This window comes from Streptococcus infantis (assembly GCF_000960085.1).
GTDB classification, from domain to species: domain Bacteria; phylum Bacillota; class Bacilli; order Lactobacillales; family Streptococcaceae; genus Streptococcus; species Streptococcus infantis_C.
Window position 1 is genome coordinate 245,296 of sequence record NZ_JYGT01000007.1, and the last position, 17,820, is coordinate 263,115.

Sequence of the window (17,820 nt, forward strand, 5' to 3'; positions counted from 1 at the left end):
ACAAGAAAGCCCACCGAATCCGGTGGGCTTTTTATCTTTTTAGATTATTTTACTGTTGCAGTGCTTGTAATCAATTCAACAGCTTTTTTGATTGTGATATCGTGTTTCAACATGTCAGCTGAAAGCAAGCTTTGTACTTGAGCAACTTCCATATTGTAATCTGCAGCCAATTGCTCGATTTCTTTTTGGATTTCTTCTTCAGTAGCGTCGAATCCTTCAGCTTTCGCAACAGCTTCGATAACAAGGTTAGTCTTCGTACGTGACTCAGCCTCTGCTTCATATTGTTTGTGAAGGTCTTCTTGAGTAGTCCCAGTGATTTGGAAGTACATGTCAGGGTTGATACCTTGACGTTGCAAGTTGCCAAGGAATTCATTTACTGAGCGGTGAACTTCTTCATGAATCATTTCTTCTGGAAGTTCTACGATTTCAGCGTTTTCAACTGCTTTATCGATTGCTGCACCTTCAACGGCATCAGTGTAAGCTTCTTCTTTAGCAGCAGCTAATTCTTTACGGTATTTTTCTTTCAATTCGTCGAGAGTTTCAACTTCTTCGTCGATATCTTTTGCAAGTTCATCGTCAAGAGCTGGGACTTCTTTAGCTTTAACTTCGTGGATAGTTGTTACGAATTTAGCTTCTTTACCTGCAAGGTCTTCTGCTTGGTAGTCTTCTGGGAATGTTACGATAACGTCAACAGTTTCACCAGCTGAATGTCCAACTAATTGGTCTTCGAAACCAGGGATGAATTGTCCTGAACCAAGTCCAAGTGAGAAGTTTTCGCCTTTTCCGCCGTCAAATTCAACACCGTCGATAGAACCAACGAAGTCGATAACAACAGTGTCGCCGTCTTCAGCAGCACCATCTTTGATTACCAATTCTGCCAAGTTGTTGCGTTCACGTTCGATACGTGCATCTACATCAGCGTCAGTTACTTCTTTATCTACATCAACTGATACTTCAAGGTTTTTGTATTCACCCAATTTAACTTCAGGTTTTGTAACAACTTCTGCAGTGATAACCCAGTCTTGACCTTTTTCCATAGAAGTTACGTCAATTTTTGGTTGAGCAACTACTTCAAGTCCAGCTTCTTTTACAGCTGCTTCATAAGCGTCTGGCAAAAGAGCGTTCATTGCATCTTGGTAAAGGGCTTCTTCACCAAATTTTTGGTCGAAGATAGGACGTGGAAGGTGACCTTTACGGAAACCTGGAACGTTAAGAGTTTTCTTTACTGAGTTAAATACACGGTCCAATTCTGGTTTGATTTGGTCTTGAGAGATAGTGAAAGTCAAGACACCACGGTTTGTTTCTTTGTTTTCAAATGATACAGACATTCTGTCATTTCTCCTTAAAATTTTTAATACAGTCCATTATACCATATAGTAGCGAATTTTTTCAAGTAATGGATGCGCTTTTCATCCATGCTTGAGTTACATCTTAGCTTCCTTAAAATTCGTCAGGAGCTACCAGGTGATGCTGAAAGGCGTAAACAGCTACCTGTGTACGGTCACTAACCTGAAGTTTAGCCAGAATATTCGAAACATGTGTTTTAACAGTCTTTAGGGAGATAAAAAGCTCATCCGCAATTCGCTGATTTTCATAGCCCTTAGCGATTAGCTGAAGGACATCCCGTTCACGAGCTGTCAGATCTTCATGTAGTTCGACGTGATTACGGTTGTATTCCACCTTCTTGCTCACCTCTTGTTCAATAGCAAATTCACCAGCTGCTACCTTACGAACAGCATGCAGCAATTCATCCGCACTAGAAGTCTTGAGCATATAGCCCCTAGCTCCAGCATTCAGAACCGGCATTATTTTTTCATTGTCTAGGTAAGAAGTCACAATCAAGATTTTAGCCTCTGGCCATTCTTTGAGGATAGCTAGGGTAGCGTCAATTCCATTGACTTCAGGCATGACAATATCCATGACAATCACATCCGGACGAAGCTCCAAGGCCATAGAAATTCCTTCTGCGCCATTGGTCGCTTCTCCCACAACCTCTACATCATCTTGTAATTCAAAATAACTTTTCAAACCAAGACGCACCATTTGGTGGTCATCTACCAATAATAGTTTCATCTTACTTCCTCTTATTTATCCAAATCAAGCAAGGGAATACGGATATCAACAGCCAAACCTTGCTTAGGTGCTGTTAATAGTTGTATAGTCCCTGCCATATCTTCCACTCGTTCTTTGATATTTCGTAAACCATAGCTCAGTTCGTCTCCATCATTTAGCTGAAAACCACGACCATTGTCTGTCACCTTCAATTGTAACTCGGTTTCGGTTTGATAAAGGTAAACATCCAGACAAGAAGCCTGCGCATGCCTAAGGGTATTACTGATCAATTCTTGGACAATACGGAAAATATGCTCTTCTATCTTTTTAGGTAATGTCGTTACCTGATTTTTAAAGCTTACCTTCAAATCACTTTTTTCTTCTAGCTCTTTGAGGAGTACCTGAATCCCCTCCACCAAACTCTTTTGTTCCAGTTCAATAGGACGCAAATGCAATAGTAGAATACGCAAGTCTCGTTGGGCAGTTTCCAAAATAGCTGTGACACTTTGGAGTTGTGTTTGTATCTTCTCTCTGTCTATTTTGGAAGCTTGTTGACTGAGGCCTGATAAAATCATATGGGCAGCAAAAATTTCTTGGCTGACCGTATCATGCAAGTCACGCGCGATTCGCTTGCGCTCCTTTTCAACAATTTCTTCTTCTTTGACCAAGGCCTGATTGTCTGCTTTTTGGATAGCTTCTGTCAACAAACCAAGCTTTCCTGACAAGTTTTTAAAACTTGCATCTAAATCTGCATCTCCCAGACTTTTAATCTCTTTACCAGCTAGCAAACATTTGAGATTTGCTTGTATTCTTCTTTTAGAAATTTCATCAACCATTGTCCAGAATAGGACAAACAAAAAGGCTAGGGCAAAACTAAACATCAAAGTCAGAAACACGATTTTTTCTGTCTTTTCTAGATCCTGAAAGAGAGAGCTCCACTCTAAATCCAGAACCTTAAAAATGCTTCGAAATAGAAAGGCAACAAAGAGAAATGAGGTGAGTCCAATTAAAATATAGGGTTGCTTTTTCATCCTCTCACCACCTCAACATCTCCAACCATGGTTGTCAAAAGAATCTTCACACTCTTGGGACTCTTGAGATAATCTCTGGTTTCTTGATGAAATTGCTCATTACGTAAAGCACGTTTAGGCTGGTCAAAGAAGGTTAAATCTCCGTACAGAGAATTGACACTGAGGCTGACTTCTACATCCACTGGTACGATAATTCTAGTCGTACCGACCAGTTTTCTCAAGATGATGACATTATCATGATTGCTCAAAATCACGTGCTCTAGATGAATGGTATCCTTCCCCATGAGACGAAAAAGGTTGATATCATCAAAGCGACAAGTCTGGTAACTTGAAAAATGGTGGAGGTTCCCAAACCAGCGATTTTTCTCCCTCTTCACCGTCACTACTTCTTCAAAAATCAGATTGGTGTCTTCTCTTTCCTGATTCATCATAGGATAAAGCAAGAACAGGCTGTATATCAAGGCCACAAAGATGGCTAAAATGACAAAAGGATTGAGCATGATGATAAAGAAAAATAGGATGCTCACTGCCACTAATATGAAGTTATTACCCTGTCTTCCAGTATAGTATCGAATCAGCAGTAAAAACAAGAGCAAGATCAGCAGAAAACGGGAAAAATGCTCTGATACCATCATAATCAGAGCTCCTGTCAATAAACAAGCTTCAATAAATAGAAAAATTTGAAATTTTCGCATGTATCCGTCCTCTCTATTTTATTGTATCACAAAACCAAAAAGTCACATCAGTCTGAGGAATGATAAAGAGATCGGGACCAAAATCCCGACCTCCTCACATTTGGTCTTTTGCTTCTTTTAATTTTCCATACAGGAGATAGTCGACCTCTTGTAAATCCTCAATTTTTGAACAATTAAGAGCACACATAATCAAGCGTAGGTCTTCCTTCCAACCTTCAACAATAGAGATAACGGCATCTACTGGGTAGTTTTCGACCAACTCTAACATGGTGCGTGATAGCCCAACTGCCTTTGCTCCAAAGACCAAGCATTTGATAATATCTAGTGGATTGCGAACCCCTCCACTTACCAGAAGCTCCATCTTATCTTTCCAGTCTTGGGCATTGATAAGAGCCTGCATGGTCGATTGCCCCCAATCATTGAGGTAGTCCCGTTGACCGCTACGACGATTTTCGATATAGGCAAAACTAGTTCCCCCACGGCCAGACAAATCAACTGTACGTATCCCCATTTCGTACGCCTTAGCAATGGTCTTTACATCCATGCCAAAGCCGACCTCTTTTAAAACAAGGGGCACAGAGATTTGTTCAGCATAATCTTTCAGATTACTTTGCCACAATCTAAATTGACGCTCACCTTCTGGCATGAGTAATTCCTGCATAACATTAACATGGATTTGCAAGAGGAGGGGATTCATCTCTTTTACCGTCTGTATCCCCAATTCAACAGGCTTGTCTAAGCCAATATTGGTTCCAAAGAGGAGGTCAGGATGATTTGACTTGACAGAGAAAGAGTCATCCGATGGATCCTTAAGTGCCGCACTGTAAGAACCCGTCACAAATAAAATTCCACAGGCCTCTGCCACCTGAGCCAACTTTTGATTGATTTCTCTGCCCTTGTCACTACCGCCTGTCATGGCATTTATATAAAAAGGAAAGTCCCATTTGCGCCCTGCAAATTCTGTCGAAAGATCAATCTCATCTAAGTCATATAAGGGTAGTGAGGAGTGGATTAACTCCACCTCATCAAAACTATTATAAGAACTTTTTTGTTCAAGGGCATAGCGGATGTGCTCATCCTTCCGATTCGTCGTCATGTCCTATCCTTTCTTGATATAAGAGCTCAATCCCTAGATCAGCCCAGCGTTTTTTCAGTAATGTGGTCGAATCTTGGTCAAAACTAAGGGCAATGCCGCAATCTCCACCACCGGCGCCACTACTTTTAGCAACAGCTTTCAAGTCTCTGCTGGCATCTTTTAATTGTCTGAGCGAAGGCGTGTAAATATCTGAACTCAAGCCTTCTAAAAGTTGGCTGGCTTGTTCTAGCAAGTCAATAACGGTTTCTTCTTGCCCCATCTGCAAAGCCTTTACCAAGTTAGTTACTGTTTCTTTTGAAGCCTGTAAAAAGCTAGAGTTCATATTATCCTTGATTTGCTTGACCATATGGCTAGACACAGCTACTTCCTTGGTCCAACCAACCATAAAATCAAATTTCAAGGTCGGTTCAACATTTCTAATAGAAAAGCCCCAATCACGTGCTAATACAGTTGGCAAGTCTTCTTTCTCTAGCCATTGTGCTACTGTTTCTCGATTAAACGACTGATAGAGGACTAGGTCTTCTGAAGCGATACAGGCAATATCTCCCATAGAACCATTGTCCCCACGTTTAAGAAGTACAGCACTAGCCAGTTTAAATAAGAGGTCTCTTTCAGCTGGTCTATCATAGAAAGCAAGCATGGCCTTGATAACCAATACAACGACGCTACCACTAGAACCCAGACCAAACTTCTTGCCCTGACGCTCCATTTTCCCACGAATATCTAGGGAAAAAGGCTGCAAGTCAACTCCTTGGGCAGTCAGATAGTCCTCCACCAAGGCAACTGTTTCTTGGATCAAGGCATAGGAAGAATCTGGGCGCATATCTACACTATAAGTAAACATATCTGAGTAGAGTCGATAAACTTCTGAGGACTCAATCTCAGCTGTCATATAGATGGGAATAGCTTTTATTAGTGCCAACTGTCCTGGTTCTAAAATGGCATACTCACCAGCCCAGTAGAGCTTCCCACAAGTTTTAACAATCGTCATCTTGGCTCAAATCCTTTGTCTTTGAAACGATTAAGCGATAGCGTTGACCTAAGAGTTCTGATAGATGTTCCAAGTCTTTTTCTAAACAAAGAACCTTTACATTAGGCCCCGCATCCATGGTGAAGTAACAAGATTCTCCTTGTTCTCTAAGCTGACGAACAAAATCCATAGCCTCATAACTCGCATCTGTCAGATAAGAGAACGGCGGATTTGCTGTCTTTGTCGTCGCATGCATAGCTAGAGCATTCTTCTCTGTTAATTCCCCAACTTTTTTAAAGTCGTTTTCCTTTAGGTAGACCAACATATCCTTGTAGTCTTGTTCAGATTGACGAATCCACTCATCAAAAGTCGTCGAGGTTTCCACACAGAGTTTCATGCCATCTCGACTAGAGATTGGTTTTTTCTGGTCTTCCAAGACCAACATAATCATAGCTAGCTTCAAGTCAGTTTCGACAGGATAGATTTCTCCACTATCCTTATCCCAAGCTGCTAAGGGACCATAAAAACTACGAGATGAAGAACCAGATGCGAACTTAGCTTCCAAAGCTAATTCTTTACGATCTAGCCCTAATTGGAAGTAAGCATTGCAGGCTTTGACTAGAGCAGACAAACCACTAGAACTTGAAGAAAGACCTGCCGCTGTTGGCATATTGTTCTTGGTATCGATACGAACAAAACCTGCTCCTTCAGGACGGTAGCGATCAATAATTTTACTCATTTTTTTATGTTCAGCTTCATTTTGCAATTGACCATTGATGTAAAAGGAATCAGCGGTTGCATCTACTGGTAATGGAGAAAGTGTCGTCTCCGTGTACATATTTTCTAAAGTCAGAGAGATACTGCTAGTCGCAGGAACCATCTCTTTTTCTTTTTTCTTACCCCAATATTTGATAATAGCAATATTGGCATAGGAACGTACTGTTACAGGCTTTCGATCCATGTCTGAACAGCTCCTTTCTCTTCTAATCTTTCCGCGAGTTCTTGCGCTTGTTTTACATTAGCAACCAAGGCAATGATGCAACCTCCTAGACCACCACCACTCATCTTGGCTCCTAGAGCTCCATGTTCAAGGGCAGTTTCAACCAAGGCATCTGCCTCAGGGCTACTAACTCCGATTTCTTTTAGATTTCCATGAGCTTTGGTTAGAATTTCTCCCAGCTTCACAGCATCTTTTGTTTTTATTGCTTCTTCTGCTTCTTGGGTCAACTCTCCTAGTGCATGAAAGAAAGGTAAGGCATCCTTGCCCTTGCTCTGCACGACTTGGATAGCTTCACGAGTATGTCCATAAACTCCAGTATCTGCAATGACCAGATAAGCTGATAAATCCATGGCTAATTCTTCAAAACCTACATTCTTGATAAAACGAATAGGTTGGTCACTTAGGCAAGTCTTGGCATCCAAACCACTAGGATTCATATGGGCAATCATCTCCGCCCGATTGACCAAAATCTCTAACACGTCATGTGGAAGTTCCGCTTGGTAATAATCAAATACCGCTCGAATGGCTGCAATGCTAATGGCTGCTGAAGAACCCATCCCCCGCTTTTCAGGAATAGCCGAGTCAATTTGACAACGAATGCAAGCATCTTTGATATTTAGATACTCAAGAGAAGCATAAACTGCCATGGACAAGGTATCCTCTTCAAAAAGACGCCATGGTGTCGCTGCTGGAACCACACGACAAGTCACTTCAACCTCTAAAAGAGGTAAAGAGATGGCTGGGTAGCCATAAACCACCGCATGCTCTCCTATTAAAATAATTTTACTATGTGCCTGACCGACACCAACTTCTTTTGTCATTTAATCCTACTATCAGATGAATATCATCTGTTTCTAGATAAAATTTTAGAACTTTATTCCTTTCTATTTTATTATATTTTCACAAAAAAAGCGATTGTTTCCTTCACAATCGCTTGTTTTCATTATTGTACCCACTCACCATTGTAGTTGACGTAGTAGCCACCTACAGTGGTATTCACAGCTAAGGCACCTGAACTATAAGCATAGTACCATTTACCATTAACTTGGAACCAACCTGTCACCATAGCTCCTGATGAACGGAGGTAATACCAAGTATTATCGACATAAATCCAGCCAGTTTTCATATCACCGTTTTGAGCATCTAGGTAATACCAAGTTGAACCATCTAGATACCAGCCTGTCGCCATAGCTCCTGATGAACGGAGATAATACCATTTATTACCTAAGTACTGCCAACCAGTTTGCATTGCAGCAGTTGTTGGATCAAGATAGTACCAAGTTGAATTGTCGTTGATCCAACCAGCACGTCTTTCTCCACCAAGGTAGTCTTTTCCTGAAGAACCTGTTTTTGCTAGGTAATACCAGTTAGACTGATCGTAAAGCCAACCTGTTTTTAAAGAATGGTCTTGGTCAAAGTAATAGTTTGCTAATTTAAGAACTTCTGGGCCTTCAAAGCCTTCACCATGTTTTTTGCCAACATTTAACGAATCCTTAGCCTCTAATTGTTGCCAGCCGAAAAATTCTTGTAGGACCCCATCTTGTCCAAAATAGTACCACTTGTGTTGAAGGCCGATTTCATTAACTGGTTGGTTATCTAACAAATTATCTCGGTAACCTGTCCCAGGAATTTCTATGTATTGCCAACCGATAACCATTTCTCCTCTATCACCAAAATAGTAGGTTTTGCCGTCTATTTTATGCCAATAGATTGCTTTATGGTCATCTTTTATATAATATTTTCTATTGTTCTTATCAACAAACTGTCCACCTGTAGTATCCGCAAATACTGTACTTGTAGTTAACAGGCCGAAAAAGAATAGCGCTAGTCCAACTTGCATCATTTTTTTCAAAAATTTCATTCTTGTTTCCTCCAAAATGATTGTAGCAAAGACAAGACTATATGTCAATATATAATAAGTTCAAAAAAAGCAGTTACATAACTGCAACTGCTTTTCTATTCTTGCATGGTATAACCCACACCACGCACGGTTTTAATGTAGCTCTTTTGACCTTTTACGTCAAGTTTGCTACGTAGATAACGGATATAAACATCCACGATATTGGTTTCGGTCGCACTTTCATACTTCCAAACACTTTCCAGCAACTGCTCACGAGTTAAAACCTTCTTGCTTCCCATAAGGGTAGCCAAAAGGTCATATTCACGACGAGTCAGGGCAATCATCTCCTCGCCACGATAGACGGTATGATGTTCTACGTCCATACGCAGATTGCGATAGGATGTTGGAACCTTCATCTGACTACAGTGTTGGTCGATAAAGTCCCGACCTCGGAAAATTGCTGCAATACGAGCCACCAAATCATCGATAATGACTGGCTTGTAGATATATGAAACAGCGAAACGCTGGATTGTTTCAACTTGATCTTGCAATTCTTCTCGATGGTCCAAGACCATGATAACCGAAGCTGGCTTGGTCCGACTCAACTTATCTGCAAAATCCTGGGCTGTCATATCCCCTAGATGAGCATTCAGTAAAATCAAGTCATAGTCTGTCTGAAGAGCCATGGAGAGGGCTTTTTGTCCCTCTTCTACCTGATCAACTCGGTATTGCTCTTTTTGGAGTTCCAGACTTAAAAAATGAGCTAGATTTCTTTCTTTCTCAAGTAATAAAATCCGTTTCCCCATGGCTGACCTACTTATTTTTCGTCATACCAAGAGTAGTGGAATGTTCCTTCTTTGTCTTTACGTTGGTATGTGTGGGCACCAAAGTAATCACGCTGTGCTTGGATCAAGTTCGCTGGAAGATCAGCTGAACGGTAGCTATCGAAGTATGTAATTGCCGCTGAGAAGGTTGGTACTGGTACACCTGCTTGAACAGCAAGAGCTACGATATCACGAACTGATTGTTGGTACTTAGCTGTTACATCCAAGAAGTACTCATCCAAAAGAAGGTTAGCAAGATCTGCATCACGGTTGTAAGCATCTGTGATCTTTTGCAAGAAACGAGAACGGATGATACATCCATCGCGCCAGATAGATGCGATGTCCGCAAATGGCAAGTTCCAGTTGTTTTCTTTAGAAGCTACACGCAATTGGGCAAAACCTTGTGCGTAAGAGATGATTTTTGAGAAGTAAAGGGCTTGACGGATTTTTTCAATCAACTCAGCCTTGTCTCCTTCAAATTTGAAAGCTGCTGGTTTTGGAAGCACCTTGCTAGCGTGTACACGTTCTTCTTTATAAGTTGAAATGTAGCGCGCAAATACTGACTCAGTAATGAGTGACAATGGCACACCAAGGTCAAGAGCTGATTGGCTAGTCCATTTACCAGTTCCTTTGTTTCCTGCAGCATCCAAGATATAGTCTACGATTGGTCCGTCTTGGCCTTCGTCGTCTTTGCGTCCAAGGATATCAGCTGTAATTTCAATCAAGTAGCTGTCCAATTCACCCTTGTTCCACTCAGTAAAGATTTCAGCCATGTCTTCTGCAGAAAGACCAAGCAAGTGTTGCATAAGATCGTAGCTTTCTGCGATCAATTGCATATCACCGTACTCGATCCCATTGTGAACCATTTTTACATAGTGACCAGCTCCATCAGGACCGATGTAAGTTACACAAGGTTTACCATCTTCTGGAGCTTTTGCAGAGATTTCTTCAAGAACATCAGCCACTAATTCATAAGCTTCTTTTTGTCCACCAGGCATGATAGAAGGACCTTCAAGGGCACCCTTTTCACCACCAGAAACACCTGTACCGATGAAGTTGATACCAGAGTTCGCTAACTCTTCGTTACGACGGATAGTATCTTTGTAGAACGTGTTTCCTCCGTCAATCAAGATATCGCCTTTATCCAAGTGTGGAAGAAGGGCTTGGATGGTCGCATCTGTACCAGGTCCTGCTTGAACCATGAGCATGATACGACGTGGTTTTTCGATTGAGTTTACGAAGCTTTCGATATCATAGCTTGGCACAAAGTTCTTTTCAGGATGGCAAGCAACAACATCTTCTGTTTTTTCTTTACTACGGTTATAAATCGCAACTGTATAACCACGAGATTCAATATTAAGGGCAAGGTTACGACCCATTACGGCCATACCAACAACACCAAAGTTTGCTTTTGTCATGTGACACTCCTCTTATTTAATATGTTTTATTTTATCATGTTTATCTGTGAAAAGAAAGAATTTTATAACAATTGACTAGTAGTCCAAATCATCCGCATGGCCAGAACCGTTCCCTACAAAGTAACCTGTCTTACAGTTCAGAGTGAAGAGATAAGTTCCATCTGGTTTGTAAAGGTTGTAATAACCATTACCATTAACGATATTTACAGGTTCTAAAATGTATTGGTTACCCGTGATATAGCCACGCGCACGTGATGTCTCGAGAATTCTTTCAAGGACACCATCAGCAAATGTCCAGGCTGCATTACTACTATCTTTGACAACTGATTGATTATACGGTACACGACTAACGCCTCTTTGCAAATTAACGCCTTCGCTTGACAGACCACCATTAGTAGATGCAGCAGTATCACCTACTGAAGTAGAGGGACTGCTTTCTGTAGTTGGACTTGAATCTTCCTGGCTAGCAACTGTTGTTGTAGCTGTACTTGTTATACTTGCTAATTGACTCTTACCAAGGCTGATTGCTTTATCTAAAAGTTTATCAATTTCTGTATTACCAGTCTTAATATCTGTAAATTTCGCATCTGTTTTGATTTTCGCATTTGTATCCAAGACACCATCTGTAATAGCTGGAGTTTCAAATTGAGAATTCACTTCTTGGATTGCTTTTATCTGAGTTTCCAAGCTATCATATTTTGATTTGACTAGAGTATATTCTCTAGCTCCCTCAAGTTTATCTAGAAGTTCCTTCAACTGATTCAGTTGACTAAACTGGCTATTTTTAAGAGCCGTTTTGTTTTCATCGGTATAGAATGTATCGTAGAGAGTATTAAATTGTTCCAAAACTGACTGATTACTTACCAGACCTGAATCTGCCGCTTGCGTTTGAATTTCTTGAGAAGAACGAGAAATTTGTCGATAAACGTAATAGGAACCTCCAAAAATCAAGAGGAAGACTAAAATAATGGCTGAAAGGATTGCCAATTTTTTCTTACTTTTTGGCTTCTCAATAGGCTGAGCAGAACGAGACAAGGGTTGTAGTTGTTCTTTATTTTCTTCATTAACTAGTGCGACTTGAGAGTTGTCGAACTCAGCTGTTTCAACAGCTTCCAATTCATCCTTAAAAGGTTGCTCTAGAACTCTTGTTTCTTCAACATCAACATCTTGAGCTACAATCTCCGCGGTCTCTGCAGCTACTGCATCTGCAATTGTTTCCTCTTCTGAACTTGATGTATTTTCTTGTTCAGTCGTTTCTCTCACCTCCTGGATCATCTCATCCAAGCTTTGAGTTGTTTGGTCCTTTTTGGTTTGTAAATTTTCAAACTTATCAGCTTCGATTTCTTCACGGTGTTGTTTGATATATTTGTCTAAAACCGTGTCATCTGGAGTTACACCTGCTTCAACTTCTTCGTTCTTACGAATGGCCTGACCAACCGTTAAATCTTTAGCTTCTTCAAATTCAAATTTAGATTCTTGCTCACCCTTATGATGGTGGTTACGTTTTTTCTTACTCATCTGTTTTCCTTTCTGATTTGACATCTTGCCTTTTCACACGTTGACCAAAATATTGATATAAATCAACTTTCAAGGTACCGTTATAGAGTTTCCGTTTTTTATCTGCCTGACTCCCATATTTACTTTCAAAAGCTTCATCACTAGTCAGGATAAATTTACTCCATGTTTTAAGTGGGGCAAATACTTCTCCCATCTCAGCATAGAGCTTAGTTACTCCTGCATCATCTGACAAGCGTTCTCCGTACGGTGGGTTCGAAACAATAACTCCATTGATCTTGTCCGTTCGCAAATCCTGAACGCGCATCTGTTTAAAGAGGATGTCCTTAGAAACTCCTGCTACCTGAGCATTTGCCTTCGCAATTTCTACCATGCGGCCATCAATATCGCAGCCCATGATATCTAGTTCAATCTCACGATTAATTTTTTTACTTGCTTCTGTGCGGACTTCTTGAATCAAACGGTCACTAATCCAGTTCCAATCCTCAAAAGCAAAGGAACGGCGCAAGCCTGGTGCCATATTACGAGCAATCATAGCCGCTTCGATACAGAAGGTTCCAGAACCACAGGTTGGATCAATCAGAGGTTTATCTGGATACCAGTTAGACAATTGCAAAATAGCCGCCGCCATGTTTTCCTTGATTGGAGCACCACCCTTTTCTGTTCGATACCCACGTTTGAAAAGACTAGAGCCACTTGTATCAATCATAACAGTCGCTACATCCTTCAAAATGGAAACTTCAATCTTGAACTCAGGACCATTCTCCATCAGGGGAACACCTTCTGGTCGTGCATAGTGTTTTTGTAGTTTCTTAACAACTGCCTTTTTAGAAATAGCTTGGACACTAGGTTCGTTATGAAGTTTTGATTTGACACACTTAGCCTTAGAAATCGGGAAACGTGCTCCGAGCGGAAGATAGTTTTCCCAATCAAGAGCGAACACTCCTTGAAAAAGTTCTTCAAATGTTTTTGCAGGAAAAGTTCCAACAACAATCTTAATCCTATCTGCAGCTCGTAGCCACAAATTACTTTCAATGATTGTCTTCACATCTCCTTCAAAGCGAACGCGACCATTCTCAACTTGGCAGTCATAGCCCAGTGCACGCACTTCTCGACCTACCACCGCCTCTAAGCCTGCCGCAGCAGTCGCAATTAAATTAAATGTTTGTTTCATGTCAGTCTTTAAAGACCTTTCTCTTGTTCACTTTTAAAAAATGAGGTTGAGAAAGATTTCTCAGCCCCAACCTATATGCAATTTTCTATAAGCCATGTTTTGTTCCAGAAGCGACTAGGACCACTTCCTTCGATAATCATCTGTCTACCACTAACAGCCAAAAGCCACTAGTGGTCAGAGTACTACGTTCGTTTCCGTGTACTCCATGCCCCGACCAAAATTTGGGTTGCTAGCTTGAGGGGTTTACCGCGTTCCACTCTTTCTGTTTCCAGAAAGACTACGTCACTGTGGCACTTTCAGAGCTACTAAAACATATCCGAAAACTTAGTCTCTTCACTCGCCGTAACGATTTCTCGTCCCTAGGCTTATGGTTTCGCCTAGCACAAACACTACAGGCATCACAGCCTGTGCTAGCATGGACTTTCCTCATGAAAAGATAAACTTTCCACGCGATTATCCAAAAATTGCACAACTGTATGATTCTTAAAAATCAGAGTTTTCTACGATCTGTTTGCCAAATACTTCTTTTTCAAGACGATTCAAACGCTTCAAGATATCAAAGTTGGTCATAGAAGTTGTACTTCCTAAATCCACAGATTCAGTAGTCACAGATGTTGCCTGAGGTCTCTTTGACAATTCTTCTTTTAACTCTGCAATTTCTAATCGTAGTGATTTCACGAGAGCTGCATAGGTTTCATAATCTTTGATGACATCATCTAAAAATTCATCCACCTCTGCTTTACTATATCCGCGTACTTCTCTTCCAAAATCTTGTTCAAAAATATCCTTTGCTGTAAAAATAATACTCGCCATGTTTCTCTCCGTTTTCAGTTACTAGTATTATTATATAAAAAAAGGCAAACAAAAAGCAAGGTCAAAGCCTCAATTTTCGGAAAAATTTTCGGCTACTTCGTTTAAATCCTCAAATGTTAATATTTTTGTAATATAGTTGTCTTTCTTTTTCATCTGTTCGTAAAAAAATCCCAGTTTTGTTTCGTTTTCTTGATCATAAAAAAGATAGGCTCCATCTGTATTTTCAAGTAAAAAAATCTGGTAATCTCTCAATTGACCTTTATGCTCATAAGCCGGATAGGCATACTTTATAAAATCGACCTGTTTAAAATCACTCAATTTGATCTGATTTGCTTCATTCCAATTCGATCCATGTGTTTCAAAATCAAAAATAGTCGCTAGTTGGAATCCATAGTCATCTTTAATCTCCTTAGCAACTTCTAAAACCCAATGTTCAAATCCAAGAGTCCCCGTAAACACTAGCCATTGCAACCCTTCCTCAACCATTCTTTCCAAATCTCTACGAATAGCTTTTTTGATAATTTTTAAGCGAATGTCCTTTTCATTAAACACTCCCAAATCAAAAGCTGAGTATCCCAAAACCAAGGCTGTATGCATTTTTTCACCCTTTCTGAAAACCTTTGTGGTATAATAGAGTGATGTTATTGTACCAATAAGGAGGACTATGGTCAACTATCCACATAAACTTTCATCTAAACCAAGCAAAACTTCTCTACCTCAAACTAAAAATTTCGCAAATCGAGGTATGAGCTTTGAAAAGATGATTAATGCTACCAATGACTACTATCTATCACATGGAATAGCAGTCATTCACAAAAAGCCAACCCCAGTTCAGATTGTTCGGGTCGACTACCCTCAACGGAGTCGCGCTAAAATTGTTGAAGCCTATTTTAGACAAGCTTCAACTACTGACTACTCGGGTGTTTATGAAGGATTTTACATCGATTTCGAGGCAAAGGAAACCAGACAAAAAAATGCTTTCCCGATGAAGAACTTCCATTCTCATCAGATACAGCATATGGAACAGGTTCTTGAACAAAAGGGAATTTGCTTCGTCCTAATCCATTTTTCTTCTTATCAGGAAACATATTTATTACCGGCGATTGACCTTATCCGTTTTTATCAACAGGATATGGGGAAAAAATCAATGCCGCTTGATTATATTCGAGAGCATGGTTATGTGATTGAACAACAAGCCTTCCCTCAAATACCTTATCTCGATATCGTCAAACAACATTTACTAGGTGGTAAAACAATATGAACAAACAACTTATCTGGCGCATTGCTAAATATCTAGGAATTGGATTTTTAGCAGCCTTTATCGCTGCAATATTGATTGGTGGAAGTGTCTTCTTCTACTATGTATCTAAAGCACCAGAACTTTCTGAAAGCAAACTTGTCGCAACAACTTCAAGTAAAATTTACGACAGTAAAAACGAATTGATCGCTGACTTAGGAGCCGAGCGTCGTGTCAATGCTCAAAGCAATGAAGTTCCAATTGAATTGGTCAATGCAATTGTCTCTATCGAGGATCACCGTTTTTTTAACCATAGAGGAATCGATAGCATTCGAATAGCTGGAGCTTTCCTGCGAAACTTAACTAGTAGAGGTGGACTCCAAGGTGGTTCAACCTTGACGCAACAGTTGATAAAATTAACTTACTTTTCAACTTCTTCGTCAGACCAAACAATCTCACGTAAGGCCCAAGAAGCTTGGCTAGCTATTCAGTTAGAAAGAACTGCGACCAAGCAGGAAATTTTGACATATTACATCAATAAAGTATACATGTCAAATGGTAACTATGGGATGCAGACTGCTGCTCAAAATTACTATGGTAAAGATTTAAAAGACCTTTCTATTCCACAACTTGCTCTTCTAGCCGGAATGCCACAGGCTCCTAACCAATATGATCCTTATTCCCATCCAGAAGAAGCAACAGAACGTCGTAATCTAGTCCTATCAGAGATGCAAAAGCAAGGTTATTTAACAGCTGAGCAATATGAAACGGCTATAAACACACCTATCACTGATGGTTTACAAAGTCTTAAAGGAAGCAACTCCTACCCTCCATACTTAGACAATTACCTCAAAGAAGTGATTGAACAAGTTGAAACAGAGACAGGCTACAACCTTTTAACTACTGGAATGGATGTCTACACTAACGTAGACCAAGACGTTCAAAAACGACTTTGGGATGTATACAACACGGATGAATATGTAAACTATCCAGATGATGAAATCCAAGCAGCTTCTACCATTATTGATGTATCAAATGGTAAAGTTATTGCTCAGCTTGGTTCTCGTCACCAAGCTAGTAACGTATCTTTCGGTATTAACCAAGCTGTTGAAACTAACCGTGACTGGGGTTCTACCATGAAACCAATCACAGACTATGCCCCTGCATTAGAGTATGACATTTATGACTCTACTGCCTACATGCTGAAGGATGTTCCGTACAACTATCCAGGCACTAACATTCCTCTTTATAACTGGGATAGAGGGTATTATGGTAATATTACCCTTCAAACTGCTATCCAACAATCTCGTAACGTACCAGCCGTTGAAACTCTCGATAGAGTTGGACTCGATAAAGCAAAAGGTTTCCTAAATGGTTTAGGCATTGATTATCCAACCATGGTATACGCAAACGCAATTTCAAGTAATACGACCGAATCAGGTAAACAGTACGGTGCAAGTAGTGAAAAAATGGCTGCTGCCTATGCTGCTTTCGCTAACGGTGGTATCTATTATAAACCAATGTACATCAATAAAATTGTCTTCAGTGACGGTAGTTCAAAAGAGTTCTCTGATCAAGGTACTCGCGCTATGAAAGAAACAACTGCCTATATGATGACAGAAATGATGAAAACAGTTTTATACTCTGGTACAGATGCTTATATTTCATGGCTTCCACAAGCAGGTAAGACGGGTACATCTAACTATACAGATGATGAAATTGAAAATTACATTAAGAGATACGATTATGTCACACCTGATGAAATGTTTGTAGGATATACCCGCAAATATTCAATGGCTGTCTGGACCGGTTACTCCAATCGATTGACACCAATTGTTGGTGACGGATTTAGAGTAGCGGCCAACATCTACCGATCAATGATGGAGTACCTTTCCGAGGATGATAACCCAGGTGATTGGACAATGCCTGAAGGTCTATATCGTAATGGTGAGTATGTTTTCAAAGTTGGCGCTCGTAGTAACTGGATCCCTCAAACAACCCAACAAGCTACTACAGAAGCTCCTACTACAACAACCGAAAATCAAACTACAGTAGCTGAAACTACTGGCCCAAATAATGGACAAAACCAAACTGTTCCAAATACAAATCAAAATCCTCAACAAAATCCAAATCCTCAAGGACAACAATAATCTTA

At 40.3% G+C, this 17,820-nt stretch carries 17 protein-coding genes and 1 other RNA gene; 2 read left to right on the top strand and 16 right to left on the bottom strand.

Going from position 1 to position 17,820, the window contains the following annotated elements:
• Nucleotides 1-44 precede the first annotated feature (44 nt).
• The 16 genes from tig to TZ94_RS03965 all read right to left on the bottom strand — a co-directional run bounded on the left by tig (nucleotide 45) and on the right by TZ94_RS03965 (nucleotide 15,025).
• A complete protein-coding gene (tig, locus tag TZ94_RS03895) occupies nucleotides 45-1,328 on the bottom strand; it encodes a trigger factor (protein ID WP_045614335.1) in 1,284 nt (427 codons plus the stop codon).
• Between the two features lie 112 nt (nucleotides 1,329-1,440).
• Entirely contained in the window at nucleotides 1,441-2,073 is a 633-nt protein-coding gene (locus TZ94_RS03900) for a response regulator transcription factor (RefSeq protein WP_045614339.1), read from the bottom strand.
• 11 nt (nucleotides 2,074-2,084) lie between these two features.
• Nucleotides 2,085-3,083: a sensor histidine kinase gene (locus TZ94_RS03905; RefSeq protein ID WP_045614342.1), complete on the bottom strand. Its 999-nt coding sequence runs from the start codon at nucleotides 3,081-3,083 to the stop codon at nucleotides 2,085-2,087.
• Nucleotides 3,080-3,778 (bottom strand): cell wall-active antibiotics response protein LiaF, encoded by a 699-nt coding sequence (liaF, locus tag TZ94_RS03910; protein WP_045614345.1) that lies wholly within the window; start codon nucleotides 3,776-3,778, stop codon nucleotides 3,080-3,082. The genes TZ94_RS03905 and liaF overlap by 4 nt, the downstream gene beginning before the upstream one ends.
• Before the next feature lie 94 nt (nucleotides 3,779-3,872).
• Nucleotides 3,873-4,874 (bottom strand): type 2 isopentenyl-diphosphate Delta-isomerase, encoded by a 1,002-nt coding sequence (gene fni, locus TZ94_RS03915; protein ID WP_045614347.1) that lies wholly within the window; start codon nucleotides 4,872-4,874, stop codon nucleotides 3,873-3,875.
• Nucleotides 4,852-5,865: a phosphomevalonate kinase gene (locus TZ94_RS03920; protein WP_045614350.1), complete on the bottom strand. Its 1,014-nt coding sequence runs from the start codon at nucleotides 5,863-5,865 to the stop codon at nucleotides 4,852-4,854. Before TZ94_RS03920 ends, fni begins: the two co-directional genes overlap by 23 nt.
• Nucleotides 5,852-6,805 carry a diphosphomevalonate decarboxylase gene (mvaD, locus tag TZ94_RS03925; RefSeq protein ID WP_045614352.1) on the bottom strand — a complete coding sequence of 318 codons (954 nt, stop codon included), beginning with the start codon at nucleotides 6,803-6,805 and terminating at the stop codon, nucleotides 5,852-5,854. The genes TZ94_RS03920 and mvaD overlap by 14 nt, the downstream gene beginning before the upstream one ends.
• Nucleotides 6,787-7,665, bottom strand: a complete 879-nt coding sequence (gene mvk / locus TZ94_RS03930) for a mevalonate kinase (RefSeq protein ID WP_045614356.1) — start codon at nucleotides 7,663-7,665, stop codon at nucleotides 6,787-6,789. The genes mvaD and mvk overlap by 19 nt, the downstream gene beginning before the upstream one ends.
• A 122-nt stretch (nucleotides 7,666-7,787) precedes the next feature.
• Complete coding sequence (locus TZ94_RS03935; protein ID WP_045614359.1) at nucleotides 7,788-8,705, bottom strand: N-acetylmuramoyl-L-alanine amidase family protein; 918 nt, start codon at nucleotides 8,703-8,705, stop codon at nucleotides 7,788-7,790.
• A 95-nt stretch (nucleotides 8,706-8,800) separates the two neighbouring features.
• On the bottom strand, nucleotides 8,801-9,490 hold the full coding sequence (locus tag TZ94_RS03940; protein ID WP_045614362.1) for a response regulator transcription factor: 690 nt from the start codon (nucleotides 9,488-9,490) through the stop codon (nucleotides 8,801-8,803).
• Nucleotides 9,491-9,501: 11 nt separating this feature from the next.
• Nucleotides 9,502-10,926: an NADP-dependent phosphogluconate dehydrogenase gene (gene gndA, locus TZ94_RS03945; RefSeq protein ID WP_045614364.1), complete on the bottom strand. Its 1,425-nt coding sequence runs from the start codon at nucleotides 10,924-10,926 to the stop codon at nucleotides 9,502-9,504.
• Between the two features lie 75 nt (nucleotides 10,927-11,001).
• Entirely contained in the window at nucleotides 11,002-12,444 is a 1,443-nt protein-coding gene (mapZ, locus tag TZ94_RS03950; RefSeq protein WP_045614367.1) for a cell division site-positioning protein MapZ, read from the bottom strand.
• Nucleotides 12,437-13,615: a THUMP domain-containing class I SAM-dependent RNA methyltransferase gene (locus TZ94_RS03955; protein WP_045614370.1), complete on the bottom strand. Its 1,179-nt coding sequence runs from the start codon at nucleotides 13,613-13,615 to the stop codon at nucleotides 12,437-12,439. The genes mapZ and TZ94_RS03955 overlap by 8 nt, the downstream gene beginning before the upstream one ends.
• A gap of 83 nt (nucleotides 13,616-13,698) precedes the next feature.
• Nucleotides 13,699-14,080, bottom strand: an RNA gene (gene rnpB, locus TZ94_RS09490) — RNase P RNA component class B.
• An 18-nt stretch (nucleotides 14,081-14,098) separates the two neighbouring features.
• Nucleotides 14,099-14,428 carry a cell division regulator GpsB gene (gene gpsB / locus TZ94_RS03960; RefSeq protein WP_045614373.1) on the bottom strand — a complete coding sequence of 110 codons (330 nt, stop codon included), beginning with the start codon at nucleotides 14,426-14,428 and terminating at the stop codon, nucleotides 14,099-14,101.
• A 69-nt stretch (nucleotides 14,429-14,497) separates the two neighbouring features.
• Entirely contained in the window at nucleotides 14,498-15,025 is a 528-nt protein-coding gene (locus tag TZ94_RS03965) for a DUF1273 domain-containing protein (RefSeq protein ID WP_045614376.1), read from the bottom strand.
• Nucleotides 15,026-15,092: 67 nt separating this feature from the next.
• Here TZ94_RS03965 and recU point away from each other — a divergent pair, with 67 nt between their 5' ends.
• Together recU and pbp1a are read left to right on the top strand one after the other, a co-directional pair.
• The gene (gene recU / locus TZ94_RS03970; RefSeq protein WP_006150093.1) at nucleotides 15,093-15,689 is read left to right on the top strand and encodes a Holliday junction resolvase RecU; all 597 of its coding nucleotides are present in this window, start codon (nucleotides 15,093-15,095) and stop codon (nucleotides 15,687-15,689) included.
• A complete protein-coding gene (gene pbp1a, locus TZ94_RS03975) occupies nucleotides 15,686-17,815 on the top strand; it encodes a penicillin-binding protein PBP1A (protein WP_045614379.1) in 2,130 nt (709 codons plus the stop codon). Before recU ends, pbp1a begins: the two co-directional genes overlap by 4 nt.
• The last annotated feature ends 5 nt before the right edge of the window (nucleotides 17,816-17,820 follow it).